The 20,744-nt window shown below is 54.3% G+C and carries 14 protein-coding genes and 1 pseudogene; 14 read left to right on the forward strand and 1 reads right to left on the reverse strand.

Annotation, left to right across the window (positions count from 1 at the left end; all coding sequences use genetic code 11):
* The first annotated feature begins 1 nt into the window (after position 1).
* The 13 genes and pseudogenes from glcF to AC3WMV_RS08390 all read left to right on the forward strand — a co-directional run bounded on the left by glcF (position 2) and on the right by AC3WMV_RS08390 (position 18,640).
* Positions 2–1,222, forward strand: a complete 1,221-nt coding sequence (glcF, locus tag AC3WMV_RS08330) for a glycolate oxidase subunit GlcF (protein ID WP_103367670.1) — start codon at positions 2–4, stop codon at positions 1,220–1,222.
* Between the two features lie 88 nt (positions 1,223–1,310).
* Positions 1,311–2,699, forward strand: coding sequence for a 2-oxoadipate dioxygenase/decarboxylase HglS (gene hglS / locus AC3WMV_RS08335; RefSeq protein WP_103367669.1), 1,389 nt, complete (start codon positions 1,311–1,313; stop codon positions 2,697–2,699).
* A gap of 395 nt (positions 2,700–3,094) precedes the next feature.
* A complete protein-coding gene (locus tag AC3WMV_RS08340; RefSeq protein WP_003226246.1) occupies positions 3,095–3,610 on the forward strand; it encodes an Hcp family type VI secretion system effector in 516 nt (171 codons plus the stop codon).
* Between the two features lie 135 nt (positions 3,611–3,745).
* A complete protein-coding gene (locus AC3WMV_RS08345; RefSeq protein WP_103367668.1) occupies positions 3,746–5,788 on the forward strand; it encodes a type VI secretion system Vgr family protein in 2,043 nt (680 codons plus the stop codon).
* A complete protein-coding gene (locus tag AC3WMV_RS08350) occupies positions 5,778–6,521 on the forward strand; it encodes a DUF4123 domain-containing protein (protein ID WP_103367667.1) in 744 nt (247 codons plus the stop codon). Before AC3WMV_RS08345 ends, AC3WMV_RS08350 begins: the two co-directional genes overlap by 11 nt.
* Complete coding sequence (locus AC3WMV_RS08355) at positions 6,518–11,365, forward strand: DUF1308 domain-containing protein (RefSeq protein ID WP_103367666.1); 4,848 nt, start codon at positions 6,518–6,520, stop codon at positions 11,363–11,365. The genes AC3WMV_RS08350 and AC3WMV_RS08355 overlap by 4 nt, the downstream gene beginning before the upstream one ends.
* 3 nt (positions 11,366–11,368) lie before the next feature.
* A complete protein-coding gene (locus AC3WMV_RS08360; protein WP_103367665.1) occupies positions 11,369–11,668 on the forward strand; it encodes a DUF3349 domain-containing protein in 300 nt (99 codons plus the stop codon).
* Between the two features lie 181 nt (positions 11,669–11,849).
* Positions 11,850–14,562: pseudogene (locus AC3WMV_RS08365) on the forward strand (RHS repeat-associated core domain-containing protein); the annotation flags it as partial.
* Positions 14,563–14,966: 404 nt separating this feature from the next.
* Positions 14,967–15,353 (forward strand): hypothetical protein, encoded by a 387-nt coding sequence (locus tag AC3WMV_RS08370; RefSeq protein WP_027611624.1) that lies wholly within the window; start codon positions 14,967–14,969, stop codon positions 15,351–15,353.
* A 1,094-nt stretch (positions 15,354–16,447) separates the two neighbouring features.
* Positions 16,448–16,738 carry a hypothetical protein gene (locus AC3WMV_RS08375; protein ID WP_027611622.1) on the forward strand — a complete coding sequence of 97 codons (291 nt, stop codon included), beginning with the start codon at positions 16,448–16,450 and terminating at the stop codon, positions 16,736–16,738.
* 231 nt (positions 16,739–16,969) lie between these two features.
* A complete protein-coding gene (locus AC3WMV_RS08380; protein WP_103367663.1) occupies positions 16,970–17,383 on the forward strand; it encodes a hypothetical protein in 414 nt (137 codons plus the stop codon).
* 169 nt (positions 17,384–17,552) lie between these two features.
* The gene (locus AC3WMV_RS08385) at positions 17,553–17,939 is read left to right on the forward strand and encodes an Imm50 family immunity protein (protein ID WP_103367662.1); all 387 of its coding nucleotides are present in this window, start codon (positions 17,553–17,555) and stop codon (positions 17,937–17,939) included.
* Between the two features lie 203 nt (positions 17,940–18,142).
* Positions 18,143–18,640, forward strand: a complete 498-nt coding sequence (locus AC3WMV_RS08390; protein WP_097088777.1) for a hypothetical protein — start codon at positions 18,143–18,145, stop codon at positions 18,638–18,640.
* A gap of 37 nt (positions 18,641–18,677) precedes the next feature.
* Here the strand turns inward: AC3WMV_RS08390 and AC3WMV_RS08395 are convergent, their stop codons facing one another.
* On the reverse strand, positions 18,678–19,490 hold the full coding sequence (locus AC3WMV_RS08395) for a VanW family protein (RefSeq protein ID WP_103367661.1): 813 nt from the start codon (positions 19,488–19,490) through the stop codon (positions 18,678–18,680).
* Between the two features lie 215 nt (positions 19,491–19,705).
* On the opposite strand from AC3WMV_RS08395, the gene AC3WMV_RS08400 reads away from it, so the two are divergent.
* Entirely contained in the window at positions 19,706–20,512 is an 807-nt protein-coding gene (locus AC3WMV_RS08400) for a glycosyltransferase family 2 protein (RefSeq protein ID WP_103367660.1), read from the forward strand.
* Positions 20,513–20,744 lie beyond the last annotated feature (232 nt).

Raw genomic sequence — 20,744 nt, forward strand, 5'->3', positions numbered from 1 at the left:
CATGCAAACCACCCTCAGCGAAGAGTCCCGACAACTGCCGCGTGCGGCCGAGGCGGAAAAAATCCTCCGTACCTGCGTGCATTGCGGTTTTTGCAACGCCACCTGCCCGACCTATCAGTTACTCGGCGATGAGCTTGACGGGCCGCGCGGGCGCATCTATCTGATCAAGCAAGTGCTTGAAGGCGCTCCCGCTACCGAGCAGACACAACTGCATCTGGATCGCTGCCTGTCCTGCCGCAACTGCGAAACCACCTGCCCTTCCGGTGTCGACTATCACAACCTGCTCGACATCGGCCGTGCAGTGGTCGATCAGGCGGTGCCGCGCCCCGCTGCCCAGCGCTTGTTACGCGAGGGTCTGCGCGCACTGGCGCCGAATCCCGGGGTGTTCAAGGGCTTGTTGCGGGTCGGCACGACGTTCCGGCCTTTGCTGCCGCGCCTGTTCGAAAGCAAATTGCCCCAGCGCTCGCCAGCGTCTGGCACACGCCCAGCGCCGCGCCATGCACGGCGGGTGCTGCTGCTCGAGGGTTGTGTGCAACCGGGCCTGTCGCCGAACACCAATGATGCGACGGCGCGGGTGCTCGATCGGTTGGGGATCAGCGTGACGCCGGTGGCCGAGGCCGGTTGCTGCGGCGCGCTGGACTATCACCTCGACGCCCAGGCCAAGGGCCTCGACCGCGCGCGGCAGAACATCGACGCGTGGTGGCCGCACCTGGAAAACGGCGCGGAAGCCATCGTGCAGACGGCCAGCGGTTGCGGCGCGTTCATCAAGGATTACGGGCATTTGCTGGCGCAGGATCCGCGCTATGCCGACAAGGCGCGGCAGATCAGCGAGCGGACGCTGGATCTGGTGCAGATCCTGGCCCGGGAGCCCCTGGAGAAACTGTGCGCCGCCAGCCAACGCCGGATCGCCGTGCATTGCCCCTGCACCTTGCAACATGCGCTGAAACTCGGCGGCGCGGTGGAGAAACTGTTGACCCGGCTGGGCTTCAACCTCACGGCGGTGCCGGACGGGCATTTGTGCTGTGGTTCGGCCGGCACCTATTCGCTGACCCAACCCACTCTCGCCCGACAACTGCGCGACAACCGCCTCAACGCCTTGGAAAGCGATCGCCCGGACCTGATCGTCACCTCCAACATCGGTTGCCAGAATCATCTGGCCGGCGCCGGGCGCACCCAGGTTTTGCACTGGATCGAACTGGTGGATCAGTCGTTGGCAGAATGAAGTTCGTAGGATTCTTCGTTTGCCGCCGCCAGCGAAGGCTGCGATCTTTTCCTCCATCCAAACCGTGACCGTGGCAGGAATTTTTTTCATGACCGTGCAGCCTTTCGTCAGCCCCGACCTGATCCGCCAACGCTTCTCCAAAGCGATGTCCGACATGTACCGCGAAGAAGTGCCGCTGTACGGCGCGCTGATGGAGCTGGTGGATCAGACCAACCGCGAAGTGCTGGCGGCTCAGCCGGACATCGCACGGCAGCTCGACAGCACCGGTGAAATCCAACGGCTGGACATGGAGCGCCACGGCGCCATCCGCGTCGGTACGGCCAAGGAGCTGGCGACCCTCGCCCGTTTGTTCGCGGTGATGGGCATGCAACCGGTGGGTTATTACGACCTGACCCCGGCGGGCGTGCCGGTGCACTCCACGGCGTTTCGCGCGGTGCATGAAGCGGCGCTGCAGGTCAGTCCGTTTCGGGTGTTCACTTCGTTGCTGCGTCTGGAACTGATCGAAGATCCCGAGCTGCGCGCGTTTGCCGAATCGGTACTGAATCAGCGTTCGATCTTTACCCCTACTGTCTTGCACCTGATCGAGCAGGCTGAGTCAGCGGGTGGGCTGAATGAGCCTGAAACGGAGGAATTTGTCCTGCAGGCCCTGGAGACCTTTCGCTGGCACCACAGCGCAACCGTCACCGCCGCGCAGTACCAGACCCTCAGCGCTCAGCACCGTCTGATCGCCGATGTGGTGGCGTTCAAAGGCCCGCATATCAATCACCTGACCCCGCGCACGCTGGACATCGACAGGGTTCAGGCGCAAATGCCGGTGCACGGCATCACCCCGAAAGCGGTAATCGAAGGGCCGCCGCGTCGGCACTGCCCCATCCTGCTGCGCCAGACCAGTTTCAAAGCGCTGGATGAGCCGATCACTTTCACCGACCAGCACAACACCCGTGGCAGCCACAGCGCGCGCTTCGGCGAGATCGAACAACGCGGCGCGGCGCTGACGCCCAAGGGGCGAGCGCTGTATGACCGATTGCTGAATGCCGCCCGCGATGAACTCGGTGACTTCCCCAACGAAGGCAACGCCGTACGCTACAACGCGCTGATGACCCAGCACTTTGGCGAATTTCCTGACAGCGTCGAAGGCATGCGCGAACAGGAGCTGGCGTATTTTCGCTACTTCCCTACGGAAAAAGGCCTGACAGCGGGTAGCCTCACGTCGGCATCGCTGGAGGATTTGCTCCGTGAGGGCCATGTGAAAGCTGAACCGTTGGTGTACGAAGATTTCCTGCCGGTGAGTGCGGCGGGGATTTTTCAGTCAAACCTTGGGGACGCGGCGCAGACGCACTATGGCGAGCACTCGAACCGCCAGGTATTCGAACAGGCCTTGGGCCGCGCGACGATTGATGAGCTGGAGTTGTATGCCGAGACGCAGCGGCGTTCGATCGAGGAGTGTGCCCAGGTTTTGGGCCTGAAACTGTTCTGACTGTGGCGAGGGCGCTTGCTCCCTCGCCACAGAATCAAATGTTGCCTCTAGCGCAGTCGCGACAACAAGGCGAAACGCTCGACGCTGGCCCTTGGCCTTACTGCGCAACTTCTTGCGCACTTGTTCGGTGAAAAAGGCGACTCATCGCGCTGCAGGCCTTGACTGGCGTGGCTTACAGCCAAGTGCGCAACTTCTTGCGCAGTACTGCGCAAGAAGTTGCGCACTTTCCCTCTCGATTCAGCAAAAAACATCGGTCATAACGCAGGCTAGAGCCGCTTCACCCCCGGCTGCCGGGACCTTCGGCAAACCTGGCACGCTCCTTGATAACAGTCAGGCACCCACCGGGCGATTTCGCCTCCCGGGCACCCTAAATTTATCCGCAAGGAGAGCACCCCATGGCAACACCAGCGTACATGTCGGTTACCGGCGAAAAACAAGGCCTGATCACTGCCGGCGCCTTCACCGCCGACTCCGTTGGCAACACCTACCAGGAAGGCCACGAAGACCAGGTCATGGTTCAGGCGTTCAGCCACGACGTGATCATCCCGCGTGACCCACAATCCGGTCAGCCAACCGGTCAGCGCGTTCACAAGCCAGTGATCATCACCAAGGTCTACGACAAGGCTTCGCCTCTGCTGCAAGCTGCTCTGACCTCCGGCGAGCGCATGAGCGAAATCGTTATCCAGTGGTACCGTACTTCTGCTCAAGGTACTCAAGAGCACTACTACACCACCAAACTGGAAGACGCGATCATCGTCGCCATCAACAACAAAATGCACAACTGCCAGGATCCAGGCAACTCGCACTTCACCCACCTGGAAGAAGTGCAGTTCACCTACCGCAAAATCACTTGGACCCACGAAGTATCCGGTACTTCGGGTTCCGATGACTGGCGTGCTCCAGTCGTTTAATTACGGCTGATCGTTACAAGCATCGACCAGCCCTGCTGGTCGATGTTGTTTACGCCCCTCCAGAATTTCGCGTACGTTGAGCCGCTTTTTTTGCGGCCGTCGACGAGCGCCGCTGTACAGCACGAGGAACAAGGGATGTTCGCGCCGGCCAATGAAACCCACTTTGCCCTGACCATCGAAGGGCTCTCCGCCGATTTTCAGGTATTTACCCTGACCGGCCGGGAAGCCATCAGCCAGCCTTTTGTGTTTGAGGTGGAGCTGGTCAGTGAGCAGCCGTCGCTGGACCTCGAAACCCTGCTGCACAAACCGGCCTTTCTGCAGCTGTCGCCCGATGGCAGCGGCATCCACGGCCAGATCTATCGCGCCGCGCAAGGCGATTCCGGCAAGCGCCTGACGCGCTATTCGGTGACCCTGCGCCCGCAACTGTCGTACCTGGCGCACCGCGTCAACCAACGGATCTTCCAGAACCTCACGGTGCCGAAAATCATCGGCATGGTTCTCGAAGAGCACGGCATTCAAAGCAACGCCTACGAATTCAAGACCGGTTCGATCTATCCCGAGCGCATCTACTGCGTGCAATACGATGAATCGGACCTGCATTTCATCCAGCGCCTGTGCGAGGAAGAAGGTATTCACTACCACTTCCAGCACAGCGCTACAGCGCACAAGCTCGTCTTCGGCGATGACCAGACGGTGTTCCCGAAACTCAAGCCTGTGGCCTACCAGCAAGACTCCGGCATGGTCGCCAGCAACCCGGTGATCAAGCGTTTCGACCTGCGCCTGGAAACCCGCACCAGCCGCACCACGCGCCGCGATTACGACTTCGAAAAACCACGCCTGACGCTGGAAAGCGAAAACCGCGGCGACGCCCTTCCCGACCTCGAAGACTACGATTACCCGGGCCGGTTCATCGACCGCGAGCGCGGCAAACACCTGGCCAAACGCGCCCTCGAACGCCACCGCAGCGACTTCCAGCTCGCCGAAGGCAAGAGCGATCAGCCGCTGCTGGTCAGCGGCCATTTCCTCGCCCTGACCGAACACCCGAAAGCCAAATGGAACGACCTGTGGCTACTCACCGAAGTCCTGCACGAAGGCAAACAGCCGCAAGTGCTGGAAGAGTCGGTGACCAGCGACACCACTGCCCTTAAAGACGATTTCCATCAGGGCTATCGCAACCGCTTCCAGGCGACCCCGTGGGACGTGCCGAACCGTCCACCGCTGCGCCACCCGAAACCGCGCATCCTCGGTAGCCAGAGCGCAGTGGTTACCGGCCCGAAAGGCGAAGAGATCCACTGCGACCAGTACGGCCGGGTCAAAGTCCAGTTCCACTGGGACCGCGAAGGCCAGGCCGACGACAAGACCAGTTGCTGGCTGCGCGTCTCCAGCGCCTGGGCCGGCGCCCAGTACGGCGGCATCGCCATCCCGCGCATCGGCATGGAAGTGCTGGTCACCTTCCTTGAGGGCGACCCCGATCAACCGCTGATCAGCGGCTGCCTGTACCACAAGGAAAACACCGTCCCGTATGAGCTGCCGGCAAACAAGACCCGTAGCACCTTCAAGACCCTGAGCTCGATGGGTGGCGGCGGTTACAACGAACTGCGCATCGAAGACAAAAAAGGTCAGGAGCAGATCTTCCTCCACGCCCAGCGCGACTGGGACGAGAACATCGAGCACGACCAGAAGATCCGCGTCGGCAACGAACGCCACGACACCGTCGAGCAGAACAGCTACACGGAATTCAAAGCCGAAGAACATCACACCGTCTACGAAGACCGCAAAGTCGAAGCCCGCGCCAACGACCACCTGACCGTGGGCGTCAACCAGCACATCAAGATCGGCACCGGCCAGTTCATTGATGCCGGCCAGGAAATCCACCTCAGCAGCGGAATGAAAGTCGTGCTCGAAGCCGGCGCCGAGTTGACTCTGGTCGGCGGCGGCAGCTTCATCAAGATCGACGCCGGCGGCGTGACCATGAGCGGCCCGACGATCAACATCAACTCCGGCGGCAGCCCCGGCAGCGGCACCGGGGCCGCCCCGCTGATGCCCGGCGTGCTGAAACAGGCCGACGCCGACAAGGCCGGCCAGGTCCTGACCCCGGCCCAGATCAACACCCTCAAACGTAACGCGCCGTTCTGCGAAGAATGCGAAAAATGCAAGGCAGGTGCCTGTGCCATCTGATCGACTGACACCCAAGGACTGGCTGGCACAACAGCCGCTGCAAACCGGCGAGCGTTTGTACCTGATCATCAGCGCAGCGAGCGATGCCGACGCGCTGAAAACCCTGTACCTGACCGAACCCACCGCCCAGCTCCTGCCAATCTGGGGCGGCACGCCCTACTCCACCTGGCAACCAGTGATGCCCTACGTCACCGAGCTCAAACCGAACTCGGCATTCCTGCCGTGGATCGCCGAAACCGACGCCCTCGACTGGGGCTGGCTGGCGGTGTCATACGCCGAACCGAACGACGTGTTCGAGCACCTGCGCAGCCTGACACAGGTGAAGATGCCCGACGGGACTGAGGTGTTTTTCCGCTTCTGGGATGGGCGGCATATTTATCCGATTCTGAAGGGGCTTGGGGAGAAGGCTGGAGAAGTACTGCCGGTGTTTGAGCGGTATCTGATTAATGGGCAGACGCTGGAGGTTGGGACACGGGTGCTGCCGAAGGTGAAGGATTGGCCGTGGTGGGAGGTGCCGAAACCATTGCTGGACAGCTTGACCAAGGAAAACCCGTCGACCGTCATCGGCAATATGTTGCAGTGGCTGCAAGAAGAACATGCTGATCTGTATTTCTCCTTCCCCGAATCAAACCTGAAACAAAAAGTGGCGCGGTTCGTAAAACGCACGCCACTCACGGAAGAAAATTTTACCGGGCTGTTGAAGGCCTATTTGGAAAAAGAGGTGGTGGTATGACCCCATTGGATACGATCGCTCATGTCACCGCTAAACAGCCTGACTTCAACACGCTCATTGCGGAGTTCAAGAATTGCCTGAAAAGTTACCGTTCCACTGCCCGCGTCATTCCTGGCCTGGAAATGGAGCAGCAATTTCAAGTTGGGGACGAGGTCAAAAAACCCGTCGCGGCGGACAGCAAGAACAAAGCCGTGTATTTCGCTACCTGTCCCGAGAATGGAAAACTCACGCTGATTCATAGTTTTGAATCGGCGCGTTTTGTGCCGATTGGCAACACGCCAGTAGTCCTGACTCCCGTCGATGCGAAGAACAACCCTGTGGCAGGGGAAGTCGTGCGCAAAACCATCGGGGCAACCGGAATTGAAGTCGTCAGCGACCTGAAGCCTCGCCAGCTGTACCGGATTAGCTTTTTCCCTGGCCTGACCAGCGCAGACAACGATCGACTGTTCAAATCCTACGACGACGTCATCGGCGATCTAAGCAAGTGGTTGTCTTCAGAATGGACAACCACTTGCCTGCCGTTGTGGAAAGAACATAACGACGCTTCGATCGCTGGGCGCTTCTGGCAGCAGTTGCAATCCGAACTGGATGGTTTCTGGAAATTCGTCATGGGTATCTGGGGCGATATCAAGTCGCTATTTCATCTGGTGACTCACCCTCGCGAGAACTATGAAACGCTCAAAAAATTCTTCACCGACGAAAATATCAAGAAGATCTATAACGCTTCCACGGAAGCACTTCGCACCAGTTTTCTAATCGCAAGTGATGAGCCGTTGCTTTGGGTTTATGTCTCTTCCGTTTGGACGTGGGTGTCGATGCTGCCACCGCAGACCCGCACCGAAGTATTGGCCAGATTGAAGTCGGAAATCCTCTATATCGTGCTGGGGATCATTTTCACAGGTGGACTGGGCGTTGCATTGCGCGCAGGAGCTAAAACGGTCAAGGGCACGTTGCAAGCGCAAAAAGCGATCAACATGGTTGAGAAAGTCACCGCCAAGCTCATCGAAATCAGCAGGATTCGCTCCAAAGCCCATGCGGATGCAGCCGCTTCATTGAGGTTTCACGGCAACGGTGTCACCAATTCAGGCAAAAAAGCAGTGGCTACTGTCGCTGATCATACGCCTGCACAAACAGCCACCGCTCCGAAGCGCCCCTCTCCCACGACAGGAGGGAAAGTCGAAAACGACGCGCAAATCCACGCACGAAACAAAACCCAGAACGAAACCCGCCTCGAGCAGCAGGAGAAGGTTGAAAACGCGCCCGCCCAGGCCAAGAACCAGGCTGATCAACCCGCTCAGTGTGCCAACAAAACCTGCACTAACGGTGACCCCGTTTCCATGGTCACCGGTGAAGAACTGCTCACCCTCACCGACGGTGAGCTGGGCGGCCTGTTACCCCTGGAGTGGACCCGTCTCTACCGCAGCAGCGCCGTCGAAATCGATAACCGCATGGGGCCGGGCTGGAGCCACTCGTTTTCTCATCGCCTGCAGATCAATGATGAAGGCGTGCTGTGGACGGACAACGAAAACCGTCAAACCCGGTTCCCGATACCGACCGAGCAAAGACCTGCCATCACGAACAGCCTTGCTCAAGCAGCGATTTTCCTGGGGGATGCACCCGGTGAACTGATTCTTACGCAGGCCGGGGCAAAACCGCGTTTCTATCATTTCCGCGCAAACCGGCTGACCACCATCAGTGATTCGTATGAAAACCAGGTGCACATCAGCTATGACTTGGTCGGGCGCATTCAGCGCATCGACAATGGCGCCGGCCGGGCTTTACTGCTGCGCTACGACGACCGGCATATCATTGCCGTGGATCAACAGCAACAACGTTCGGAATATGACGAGTCCGGGAAACGCCAGGATCCATGGCTAACCCTGAAGACGCTAGTCTCATACGCGTATAACGCTCAACATCAACTCGTTTCGGCAACTAACGCCGCCGGTGAAACCGAGTATTACCGGTACAACCAGCAGCACGTGATTCTCGAGCGGCAACTGGCAGGCGGCGCCAGCTTCTTCTGGGAGTGGGAGCGTGATGGCAAATTTTCCCGTTGCGTCCGCCACTGGGCAAACTACTCGCCACTGGAAACACGCTATGAGTGGGACGACAACGGTACGGTAACGGTTTACAACGGTGATGGTAGTGAACAGGTTTACGTGCATGACGAAAATGCGCGTCTGATCAGCGAAACCGCTCCGGATGGCGCAGAAACTCAAAAAGCCTACGACGATCAGGGCCGTTTGATCGCTGTAAAAGACCCAATGGGCGCCATCACCGAGTATCAGTACAACAACGCTGGCCGGTTGCTGGCCGTGATTCCCCCAGAAGACGAGCCCACGCGTTACAACTATTACAACGGCCAACTGATCGAGGTCAGACGAGGCAAAGGTCGCTGGCAGTACGACTACAACCCGCAAGGCGACATCACCCAGCAAATCGATCCGCACGGCAATGAAACCCAGTACAGCTATGACCGTCAGGGCCGACTGCTGCAAATTCGTCACCCCGATGGCAGCCGCCATCAATTAGGTTGGAACAACCTCGGTCAATTGCTCGAAGAACGTCTGCCGGACGGTGGCCAACGCAAGTACCGCTACGACGCCTTGGGCCGGCTGATTACCCGGCAAGACGAATTCAGCGCCATCACTCATTACCAATGGGATGCTGTTGATCGCCTGACCCAAGTCACCCTGCCCGGAGGCGCCACGCGCGCGTTTACTTACAACCCTTACGGCCGCGTAACCGCCGAACGCGATGAACTCGGACGCATCACCCGTTATGAATACGCTGACAACCTGCATCTGGTCAGCCGCCGTATCAACCCGGACGGCAGCCAACTGCGCTATCGCTACGACAACGCAGGTCTGTTGCTCACTGAAATCAAGAACGAACGCGGCGAGCAATACCACCTCGATTACTACGCCAACGGCCTGATCCAGCAAGAAACTGGCTTCGACGGCCGCCGCACGGCTTATGAGTACGACCTCAACGGTCAGTTGCTAAAGAAAACCGAGTTCGGCGATGACGGCAGTGAGCTGGTCAGCGAGTACCAGCGCGACACCTCAGGCCGCCTGCTGGTAAAGACCCTGCCCGACGGCAAGGAAATCCACTACAGCTACGACGCCCTAGGTCGCCTGGTCAACGTCGACGACGGTAACTGGCCGCTTGCCTACGAATATGACGTGCAGGACCGCTTGATCACCGAGCACCAGGGCTGGGGCACCACCCGGTACGAATACGACAGCGTCGGTCAATTGAGTCACTGCCGCCTGCCCGATGGCAGTATGCTCGATTACCGTCACCTGTCCGGTGGACGTCTGAGCAGCATCGATCTCAACGGTTCTCGCCTGACCTCTCACCAGTTCAGCGCCGGTCGCGAGCAGCAACGCCAGCAAGGCCTGCTGCTCAGCCAATATCAGTACGACGAACAGGGCCGACTGCAAGCACACAGCGTCAACCAGCGTGACAAAAACCTCTTCCAGCGTCGTTACAACTACGACGCCAACGGCAACCTCGCCGGCGTCGACGACAGCCGCAAAGGCAACCGCAGCTATCACTACGATCCACTGGATCGCTTGATCAGCGTACGCGGCGCAACCCCGGAAAGTTTCGCCCACGATCCGGCGGGTAACCTACTGGGTCAGAACAACGAAGGCACGGCAAACCTCGCCAACGTCAAAGGTAACCGCCTGCTCATGCAAGGCGACCGCCATTATGACTACGACGCTTACGGTAACCTGATCCGTGAACGTCGCGGCACAGGCCAGAAACTCGTCACCGAGTACCGCTACGACTGCCAGCACCGCCTCGTCGGCGTCAGCCTGCCGGGCGGCAGTACCGCGAGTTACAAGTACGACGCCTTCGGCCGCCGCATCGAAAAAACCGTCGACGGTCACACCACCGAATTCCTGTGGCAAGGCGAGCGGCTGATCGCCGAAAACGCAGAAAACCGCTACCGCAGTTACATCTATGAGCCTGGCAGCTTCCGCCCACTGGCGATGCTCGATGGTGAAGGCCCGCGCAAGGCCACGCCGTTTTACTACCAACTCGACCACCTTGGTACACCGCAAGAACTCACCGACTACAGCGGTGAGATCATGTGGTCGGCGAAATACCGTGCGTACGGCAATCTGGTAGCGCTGGACGTCAGTGAAATCGATAACCCACTGCGGTTCCAAGGTCAGTATTTCGACGCAGAGACAGGGTTACATTACAACCGGCACCGCTACTACAATCCAGGCACTGGACGGTTTTTGACGCCTGATCCAATTAAGCTTGCAGGTGGGCTGAACAGTTACCAGTACGTGCCCAACCCTACCGGCTGGGTAGATCCTTTGGGCCTGAATAACGAGTGCCTTAAAAGCACATCCCAATCGTCAGGAAAGGTCGAAAGTCCGCCGGAAAAGGTGAAAGTAGATGAAGGGCAGCCAACACCAATTAATATCGATACAGGAACGGCGAACGCCTTTGTCTCGCAGAACTCGCCTATCAGGCATGGTCTGAAAGCCGAAGTCCAAGGCAAACAGATGGTTATGACTGAAACAGCTGCTGGAGAATTTAAAAACATCACCAGTAAAATTGCTGGCCCCCAAGAAAAAGCTCGGGCTGAACGTTTCATGGAAAAAGTGAAGATCATTCCAGACGACCCATCTGAAAGGGCCATCAAGTTAACCACGACCAAAAAAGTCGGCGAAAACGATAAAATAATTTTTGGTACTGGAGATAAAATCGGTGCTAAAACAATGACATCGGATGCCAAATTTGTTCGAGGAGCATCCAGTCAAGGCGTTGATTTTGATGTCCACATTCACGACCCAGTACCTTTGAAAGGAGAGTAAAAGGTGAAGACAAAAAGTGATTTAGATGAGTCCTTATTAGATGCTTTTCACATGTTGAAACAGGCTTACCCAGAAGGTATATCCGCCCCAGACTACTTTCCTGTACTGACTCTTCTTTATGAGTATTTTTCTGATAGAAATCTAGCCTCCTTGATTTCAGAAATTAACAAGACCGATTCAGATTTAGTCATAAACGACATCTACGCATCTGTCAGCACACAGAAACCCAGTGAACAAGCAGTAGACTCTGTCAGAAAAAAATTAGAACCATTCAATTTTCACTCCATCTGTGTAGATGATTAAGAAATAAGAGAACTGACAGGTATATTTTATATACCCATGATGATAAAACTAACCTCTTGTCTCTTTTTCGCTTCTCAGCGCCACAGACACGCAAACAAAAGAGAACCGAGCTTAGGTGACAGTTTTTTCTTACAAGAATAAATCTGTCACTTTTCTGATTCTGGCCCCAGACGGCAAAAATTCATCCGTCTACCATTTCCGCTTCAACAGCAAAGGCGCCACCCTGATCGCCATCAGCGACAGCTATGGCAATCGGCTGCACGTCACGCGCGATATCCACGGTCTAATCAAGCGCCTCGATAACGGTGCCGGTCGCGCCCTGCTGCTGCGTTACGACCGCTAACACATTATCGCTGTGGACTATCAACAGTTCCTGCCAGCGGACAACCTGGAAGATGCCTGGAATACCGTTCAAACGCTGGTGACGTACAGCTATGACGCACAGCACCGTCTGATCGAAGCGAAGAACGCGGCCGGCGAAGCCGAGCGCTATCGCTACAACGAACAGCACGTGATTCTGGAGCGCCAACTGGCGGGCGGCGCGGCCTTCTATTGGGAGTGGGAGAACGAAGGCAAACTGTCTCGTTGCATCCGTCACTGGGCCAACTTCTCGCAGATGGAAGCGCATTACGCCTGGGACGATAAAGGCAGCGTAACGGTAACCAACGCCGATGGCAGCGAAGAGGTCTACACCCACGACGACCAGGCGCGACTGATCAGCAAGGTCGACCCGGACGGCGCCGAACACCTCAAGGCGTACAACGACAAAGGTCAGTTGATCGCGGAAAAGGATCCGTTGGGTGCCGTCACCGAATACCGGTACGACGACAACGGACTGATGACTGCCGTCATCCCGCCGGAAGACGAAGCCACCACGTATGAATACATCAATGGTTTCGTCAGCGATGTTCATCGCGGCAAAGCCAGCTGGAAGTACCAACGTAACCGTCAGGGCGACATCACCCAACAAATCGACCCGGACGGCAATGCCACGCTATACAGCTACGATGCCCAGGGTCGCCTGCTGGAGATCCGCCACCCCGATGGCAGCCGCCATCAACTCGGCTGGAACAACCTCGGGCAGTTACTGGAAGAACGCCTGCCGGACGGCGGCCAGCGTAAATATCGCTACGATGCACTGGGTCGGCAGATTACCCGTCAGGAAGAATCCGGCGCCATCACCCACTACCAATGGGATGCGGCCAACCGCCTGGCACAAGTCACGCTGCCGGGCGGCGCAACACGTGCCTTCACCTACAACGCCTATGGCAACGTCACCGCCGAACGCGACGAACTCGGTCGCGTCACGCGATATGAGTATGCGGAAAACCTACACCTGGTCAGCCGCCGCATCAATCCGGACGGCAGCCAACTGCGCTATCGCTACGACAACTCGCGTCTGTTACTCACCGACATCGAAAACGAGCGCGGCGAACATTACCAGCTCGATTACTACTCGAACGGCCTGATCCAACAGGAAACCGGCTTCGACGGCCGTCGCACGGCCTACGAATACGACCTCAACGGCCAGTTGCTGAAGAAAACCGAATTCGGTGATGACGGCAGCGAACTTGTTACCGAATACCAGCGCGATACCGCTGGCCGTCTGCTGGTAAAAACCCTCGCCGATGGCGAAGAGATTCATTACAGCTACGACGCTTTGGGTCGTCTGGTGAATGTCGACGACGGCCACTGGCCGCTCGCCTATGAATACGACGTGCAGGATCGCCTGATCACCGAACACCAGGGCTGGGGCACCACGCGTTACGAATACGACAGCGTTGGCCAACTGAGTCACTGCCGTCTCCCTGACGGCAGCACACTCGACTACCGTCACCTGTCCGGCGGACGCCTGAGCAGCATCGACCTCAACGGCTCACGCCTGACCAGCCACCAGTTCAGCGCCGGTCGCGAACAACAGCGCCAGCAAGGCCTGTTGCTCAGCCAATACCAATACGACGAACAAGGCCGCCTGCAAGCACACACCGTCGGCCAGCGTGATAAAAACCTGTTCCAGCGGCGCTACAACTACGACGCCAACGGCAATCTCGCCGGCATTGACGACAGCCGCAAAGGCAATCGCAGCTACCATTACGACCCGCTCGATCGCTTGGTCAGCGTACGCGGCACGACACCGGAAAGCTTCGCCCACGACCCGGCGGGCAACCTGCTCGGTCAGAACAACGAAGGCACGGCCAACCTCGCCAACGTCAAAGGCAACCGCTTGCTGATGCAGGGCGACCGTCATTACGACTATGACGCCTATGGCAACCTGATCCGCGAACGTCGCGGCACGGGCCAGAAACTCGTTACCGAATACCGCTACGACTGCCAGCATCGCCTAATCGGCGTCAGCCTGCCGGGTGGCAGCACCGCGTTCTACAAATACGATGCCTTCGGTCGTCGTATCGAAAAAACTGTCGATGGTCAGACCACCGAGTTCTTGTGGCAAGGCGAACGGCTGATCGCCGAAAGCGCAGACAATCGCTATCGCAGCTACATTTACGAGCCGGGCAGCTTCCGTCCACTGGCGATGCTTGATGGCGAAGGCCCGCGCAAAGCCACGCCGTTTTACTACCAACTCGACCACCTCGGCACACCGCAGGAACTCACCGACTACAGTGGCGAGATCATGTGGTCCGCGAAGTACCGCGCCTACGGTAACCTCGCTGCGCTGGACGTCAGCGAAATCGATAACCCGCTGCGCTTCCAGGGTCAGTATTTCGACGCCGAGACAGGGTTACATTACAACCGGCACCGCTACTACAATCCGGGCACTGGGCGGTTTTTGACGCCGGACCCGATCAAGCTTGCGGGCGGGTTGAATAACTACCAGTACGTGCCTAACCCTACGGGGTGGGTGGATCCGTTGGGTTTGAGCGGTAACTGTCCTGATGCGGATAAGAAATTACCGCAAGGTGCAACCCCTGGGTCTACTTCAGGGGATACAGTCAAAGACGCAGGACCTTCCGCTCCCCCAGAACCACCACCTATCGGTCAGGGATATCACAATGAGGTTTATGGAAGTAAACCAGTAAAACCACAAGATGCAGTAAAACGATGGGAAGATTTCTTAGGTGAGGGGCCGTATACAAATATTCATCCTAGGACTGGGTTACCAGACAACGATAGAATTGTGTCTGCCGACGGCAAGAGAAGTATTCGGTATGGTAACCACGAAATGAGTAGCAAACCGAATAAGCATCACTACCATGAAGAGACGTGGACACTAGATCTAATAAACAATGTAATGAACGTCGACAACACCGTAATACGAGTACCACTAGGAACAAAATAAATGAATATTACGATAGCAAGCATAGTTAAAAGTACGCACAATAAAATACTTGTCGAGTATTCAACACCCTATGGAAAAGGCTTATCAGTATTTACAGGTTCGCCCCCTAACGCAAATCAAACACTTGATGTCGAAATCAATATAGATGATGAGTTCATTTGGGGAGAAAACTTGACCCCCTCCTCAAAAAACACGCCTTCCATATCCTTCGAACTAGGATTCACATACATCACAGGAGAGTTAATCGTTATTGAGGACGACGGTTGCGGTGTATTAAAAATTGGGGATGCGATAATACTAATTTCTCTTGAGCAAAAAAAACATACCCTACCCATATACGTAGATATTATTGCAAAAGAAATCTCCATCCACCCAACCAACATATGAGCAAGCAATACCAAAATCCGTTCGAGGGGCAAAAATGACAACACAAAAATGTATCCCACGAAGCGTATGGTATGGGCTCGACGGAACAGGTTACAACAACATTGCGCAAGAGCTAAAATCCGAAGATCCTTCACTAAGAAAATGGATTTCAGTATACGCCATTTACAAATACCCCTTTACCAGTGATCCATATCAGTATTACGACTTTATCCATCAATCGAAAAATTTCCGATATGCAACAGTGATATTTACAATCCCAACCGAAACACTTTAAATAAGTGACGGCGTGGACGACCGAGACATCAATCTCTTAAAAATAGAAACCATGAACTCTGAGGCGGAAATCAACGCCCTTCTTGAGAAGTATGACATCGACCCAGAACTTTTCACCACTCCATGGCGGTGTGAATACCCGTTCTAGTTGCCGAACTGCAATCAGAGGGGAGCTAATTTTTTTGTTGAAGGAAATAAATCCGCCGACTTTTTCAATTAATTAAAAAATACATGGGCAATGTAAAATTAGACCAAAACTCAAATATGAACTTCAACCGATTCGAGTCCCAAGCGGTTGGACAGTAACAATCAACAACCTTTTTGAAGTTGAATTTACACCAGAAACCACCGACTGGTTTACCTGCTCAGTACTATTGGGCGGGGTACGTCGAAGTAGCGGGCACTGCTTCGATTCTAGAGTAGAACCTGATGGCGACCCCAACGGAGAGTTCGTAATTGATTTTCTGAAAATCGATCACGACCAAAAAGGAAAACCTGTTAAAAACTCCGAAGTCTTTCTTGGTGAGTTCAGAACCAAAAGCAAGATTGAATTTATAAAAAAATTGAATCACTCATGATCGAATCGTGAAATACAGACATCTAAACCCAGTACCTACCAATATAGCAAAAGCAAATAAAGCGAGAGGGAAAATTTATTTTTCACACTTTACAAAAAAACACTAAAACAAATCCACCCCGCTCTTTAAATCACTTCCCGTTATTAAACCTGAATGGATAAAAAAACTGTAGATACGGCATAAAAATCTTACACCCAAAGGAAATGTGACGCTTGAAAACCCCACATTTAATCGGCGGAAATAATGTTAGAAACCAACAAAAAAATTATTCTTAACGGAGAAGATGCTCTCGAAGTCCTAGCAGATATCGAGTTCATATTAATTTCACTGCACAAAATGGGTAGCTATTACTCCGACAAGCCAATCGAAAACTACCAAAAAGCCACCACTAACTTCATTGATAACGAAGGAGTCACCCAACGACTTGCCAAAGTAAGAAAAATCATAAGCAAGAATTTTGATTCGACACTAGGAGATGATGACATGGATGACATTGAGCGCCACATGGAAGGGATTAAATTTTGGAAACCTTAAATAAATTTTCAAACATATAATTCTCAACAGACTTTTATAGATATAATCAGCAGCGAAGTTTCCATACGCTTACATCTATAAGGACAGCGATCAAAGGAAACAGATTATTTTCCATAGCACTCAAAGATATTGAAAAACAAATCTGTCACCTTTTTGAAAAAAACACAGCACTGATGATATAAAACCATGGGGTAACAACCCATCCGTGCCACCTGGGGACTATAAAGAAAAATGAAAGTCAGATGCAAAACAAACAAAATAGACAACAGCTTTACGCAAGATACTGCAACAAGACTGGAGCGTTACATCTCGATCAGCGACAGTGAACTAGACATAGAAATTGGAAAAGAATATACGGTTTACGGTATAGAGTTCTGGGATAATTGCCCATGGATTTATATATGCGCAGACTCTTACGATGAATACCCCAAACCGTTCGCACTAGATTTTTTTGAAATCACCGAACAAAAACTTTCTTCTTATTGGGTCCTAAACTCAAAAGACACATACAACAAAAAAGTCAAGACACAGCTCGTTTTTTGCGAATGGGCTGATGACGACAGCTTTTATGAAAAGTTAATCGATGAAGATGAAGCATGCGTTATCACATTCGAAAAATATAGAAAAGCTATGGACATCGAATAAATGAAGAAGAATCAAGAGACGAAGGGGACAAATTCATATTCCACAGATACCTCAAAAGACATTAAAAACAAATACTTCCCTTTTGCTAAACTTAAATCTACGACCAACTTAAAACTTAGTAAAAGCAAAGAATCTAGTAGAGATCACTAAGCATTTTGAGAAATCTAACATGTGGACATCAGCAATATCGAACAAAAAGCAGTGGACGTCTATTTTCGGAGAAACATATTCCCCCTCAAGCATGCGTACGTCATACGTAATGCTGGACGGAAACTCTATATGCATAAAATTATCCAGCAAAATAGAGCAAGCAGCCCCTAAAAAGTGGCTGACAAAGAATTACAACGAGTATGCGTTTCAGCTCTACATAGTAGAGATAGAAAATTTTAATGTAGAGAATTTTAACTTCAGCGGCACCACCGCCTTAACAATCGAGGGAAAATCCTTAGACTACAAAGTCACAATTAAATTTGAAAATAACTGTGCAGTCACATGCCAAGCAAAAAATATTAGTATAGCCAATATTACAGCATACAATAATGACGGCGCAGTGTAGCGCAATGCGCTCACTGACACTTTTATAGACAGTAGTGCATTCAGACACTACCGACGATATCGGGAACAGATCATAGTTTCTTATTACATAGATGTGATTACCTCACAACCTAAATGCTTTCATAAACCTGGCTCGTGAGCTCCTTGGTTCTAGGCAGAAACTATACCCATTACTTTGTGGCCCTTCTGTTTACATGAGCACCCATGAATAAACATCAAATCACACTCGCCAACAACTGGACCGCCACCTTCGAAAACAACGGTGAGTTCCGCATGGGAGCCGAAGGCTGGAGCTTGCTCCTGCAAGGACCTGACGGCAGAAATATCAATTACTTCGCGGACAAGATCATTTTGGTCAACGATGACGACGGCACCCAGGCTAATTCGTGCATTCGTCTATCCAGCGACGGTGTCTACGGTTATTTGAGCACAGCCGTTGACAGCTGCTGGGTGATCGATTTCTCGCGGTGCATGATCGCCCCGCACCGAGTGAGCATCCATCACTACCATGACGCCTATGACGAAAGCGTGGCAGCTTACGAACAACCCGCCTTCAAGCGTGTGAGGCAATACATCAGTGTGGTTGGAAGGCACATCTATCTGACCTTCCCGCTGACCAAAGATGAAGACTTCCCCAAGGTATGGGAAGAGTATCTGTCCATACGCAAACGCCAACTGGATGAGCTTTATTTCAGAAACTGACCAGTGGGCGCCAATATCATGTTGCTATTGGTGCGCCCTACCCGATCAACTCGTCCATCACCTCATACTTAACCACCACCCGATTCCGATACAACCTCACCCTCTCCACCAATTCCCCCACCTGCCCCTTCTCCCGCACTTCCCGCCAGATCTCATTCTCCCGATACACCCGCTCCCCCTCCCGCACAAACCGGTGACCTTTCTGAAACACGTGATACCGATACTCCCGCACCCGATCGCACAACAACTCCCCCTCCAGCTGCGTGTCCCCCACATTCAACTTCAACTGAAACGTCCGATCCGTCGGGTTGTGCAGTACCAGATCAACGTAGTTGTAGAAAATCGCCGCGCCGGAACCGAATGGCAGGACTCGTCCTTCGTCCGGGAAGGGATCGAAGCTGTGGTTGGAGCGTTCAACGACTATCAGTGGCGAGTGAATCGCCATCCAGTGGATCAGGTTGCTCAGTTGGCAGATTCCGCCGCCGATACCCCGTCGTGCTTCGCCGAAGGACAGTTCCATGCCTTCAACGTAGCCGCGTTTGCGGGTTGGGCGGCCGACGAGGCGGCAGAAGGAGAAGTGTTCGCCGGGGGCGATGATGAGGCCGTCGATGGCGGCGACGGCGAGTTTGAGGTTGATGACTTTGTTGTGTTGCAGGGCGAGGTCGGAGTCGCCGAGTTTGCGGATGAGTTTCGAGGTGTGTTTGAGGTAGCGGAATGGCAGACGGTCAGCGTCGGCAACCAGGCGTGCGTAGCGTTTGCTGGAACAGTGCCAAGCGATCTGGCGGAACAGTCTTTTTTGCCACACTCGCAGCCAGTACAGGGCCGGGTGGTAGAGGGAAAGTGGTTTCATCCGTGAGGCAACGGCAGGCGCCGTTTTGTCCTTGAAGCGTGTTAGGGGCGCGCAGTTTAGCCTGTGGGCCGGCTTGCGTCGTGCGCGAGATGTCGTGGCTCGACACACTTCGAATGGCTTGCTGAACGGCAAATTAAGCTTCAACTAAGCTTGCGTCGCTAGCATCCCGGCCCGAGAGATACCTGTCGCCGATCAACCGCGGATGAGCTTACCGAATGAGCCAGTTTGATTTACCAGCCGTTACGCAGCCGAATTTTAGTCTTGTATTGGTAAATTACAAAACCCCGGACATCACCCGGATGTGCCTGGAGTTATTGCGTCAGCACGTTCAGGCGCAGCGCATTCCGGTTTGGGTGGTGGACAATGATTCGGCGGATGCCAGCCTGGATTACTTGCGTTCGCTGGACTGGATCAATCTGATTGAACGTCCCTCCCCCGGCAAAGAAGCGGGACATATTGCGCATGGCAAGGCGCTGGATCTGGCGCTGGAAAAAGTTGAAACCGACTATCTGTTTCTGCTGCACACCGACACCTTTGTCTACGATAAGGAAGTCTTCGCGATGATGCTGCGTGAGTGTACAAAGTCTGCGGACATCGCCGCAGTCGGGTGTGTCGAGCAAATCAATCGAGGGATTCTGAGAGACACCTGGCGACTAACTTCGCGGTTTTGCAAACACTATATTCGCCGGGCGAAAACTGCGTTGGGTTTGCGCAGCAAAGAGCCGAAACCTTATCGGGAAACTCATCTCAAGAGTTTCTGCACTTTGTGGAACGCCAAGTTGATGAAGTCCCATGGACTGCACTTTTGCATGGATGACCGAGTGCCCGGTTATACCCTGCAGGATCGAATGGTCGGTCTGGGCTATGGCATCAAGCTGCTGTCACCACGCAAGATTTTCCGCTATCTGGATCACATCCAGGCAGGAACCGTCGCCGCCGCTGGCACGTACGGCAAAAACCACCGCCGCACCAAGATGTATGAAGCCACCCTCAAACGCTTTGCGGGGCAGGCATCGGCATAATTGCGAACACAAAAAAGGGCGACTGCAAAGTCGCCCTTTTTTTATCTGAAATTGTATACATCCGCTCCGAAGAGGTGTTCGCCCAGTGTAATGGCCTGGCAATCCATGCACCGGTAAAGAGCCCTGACACTGGGCGAACGGTAAGGATTTTAATAGAAGTTGGCAGATATGTCGTCATACACAAAGGTAAATTTTATGTACGAAAAAGTTAATAGATATTTATCGACGAAAT

The sequence above is a fragment of the Pseudomonas sp. FW305-3-2-15-E-TSA4 genome (genome assembly GCF_058787295.1).

Coding starts and splice junctions, on each gene's coding strand:
- glcF (WP_103367670.1), top strand. CDS start 2: ATGCAAACCACCCTCAGCGAAGAGTCCCGACAACTGCCGCGTGCGGCC.
- hglS (WP_103367669.1), top strand. CDS start 1,311: ATGACCGTGCAGCCTTTCGTCAGCCCCGACCTGATCCGCCAACGCTTC.
- AC3WMV_RS08340 (WP_003226246.1), top strand. CDS start 3,095: ATGGCAACACCAGCGTACATGTCGGTTACCGGCGAAAAACAAGGCCTG.
- AC3WMV_RS08345 (WP_103367668.1), top strand. CDS start 3,746: ATGTTCGCGCCGGCCAATGAAACCCACTTTGCCCTGACCATCGAAGGG.
- AC3WMV_RS08355 (WP_103367666.1), top strand. CDS start 6,518: ATGACCCCATTGGATACGATCGCTCATGTCACCGCTAAACAGCCTGAC.
- AC3WMV_RS08370 (WP_027611624.1), top strand. CDS start 14,967: ATGAATATTACGATAGCAAGCATAGTTAAAAGTACGCACAATAAAATA.
- AC3WMV_RS08375 (WP_027611622.1), top strand. CDS start 16,448: ATGTTAGAAACCAACAAAAAAATTATTCTTAACGGAGAAGATGCTCTC.
- AC3WMV_RS08380 (WP_103367663.1), top strand. CDS start 16,970: ATGAAAGTCAGATGCAAAACAAACAAAATAGACAACAGCTTTACGCAA.
- AC3WMV_RS08385 (WP_103367662.1), top strand. CDS start 17,553: ATGTGGACATCAGCAATATCGAACAAAAAGCAGTGGACGTCTATTTTC.
- AC3WMV_RS08390 (WP_097088777.1), top strand. CDS start 18,143: ATGAATAAACATCAAATCACACTCGCCAACAACTGGACCGCCACCTTC.
- AC3WMV_RS08395 (WP_103367661.1), bottom strand. CDS start 19,490: ATGAAACCACTTTCCCTCTACCACCCGGCCCTGTACTGGCTGCGAGTG.
- AC3WMV_RS08400 (WP_103367660.1), top strand. CDS start 19,706: ATGAGCCAGTTTGATTTACCAGCCGTTACGCAGCCGAATTTTAGTCTT.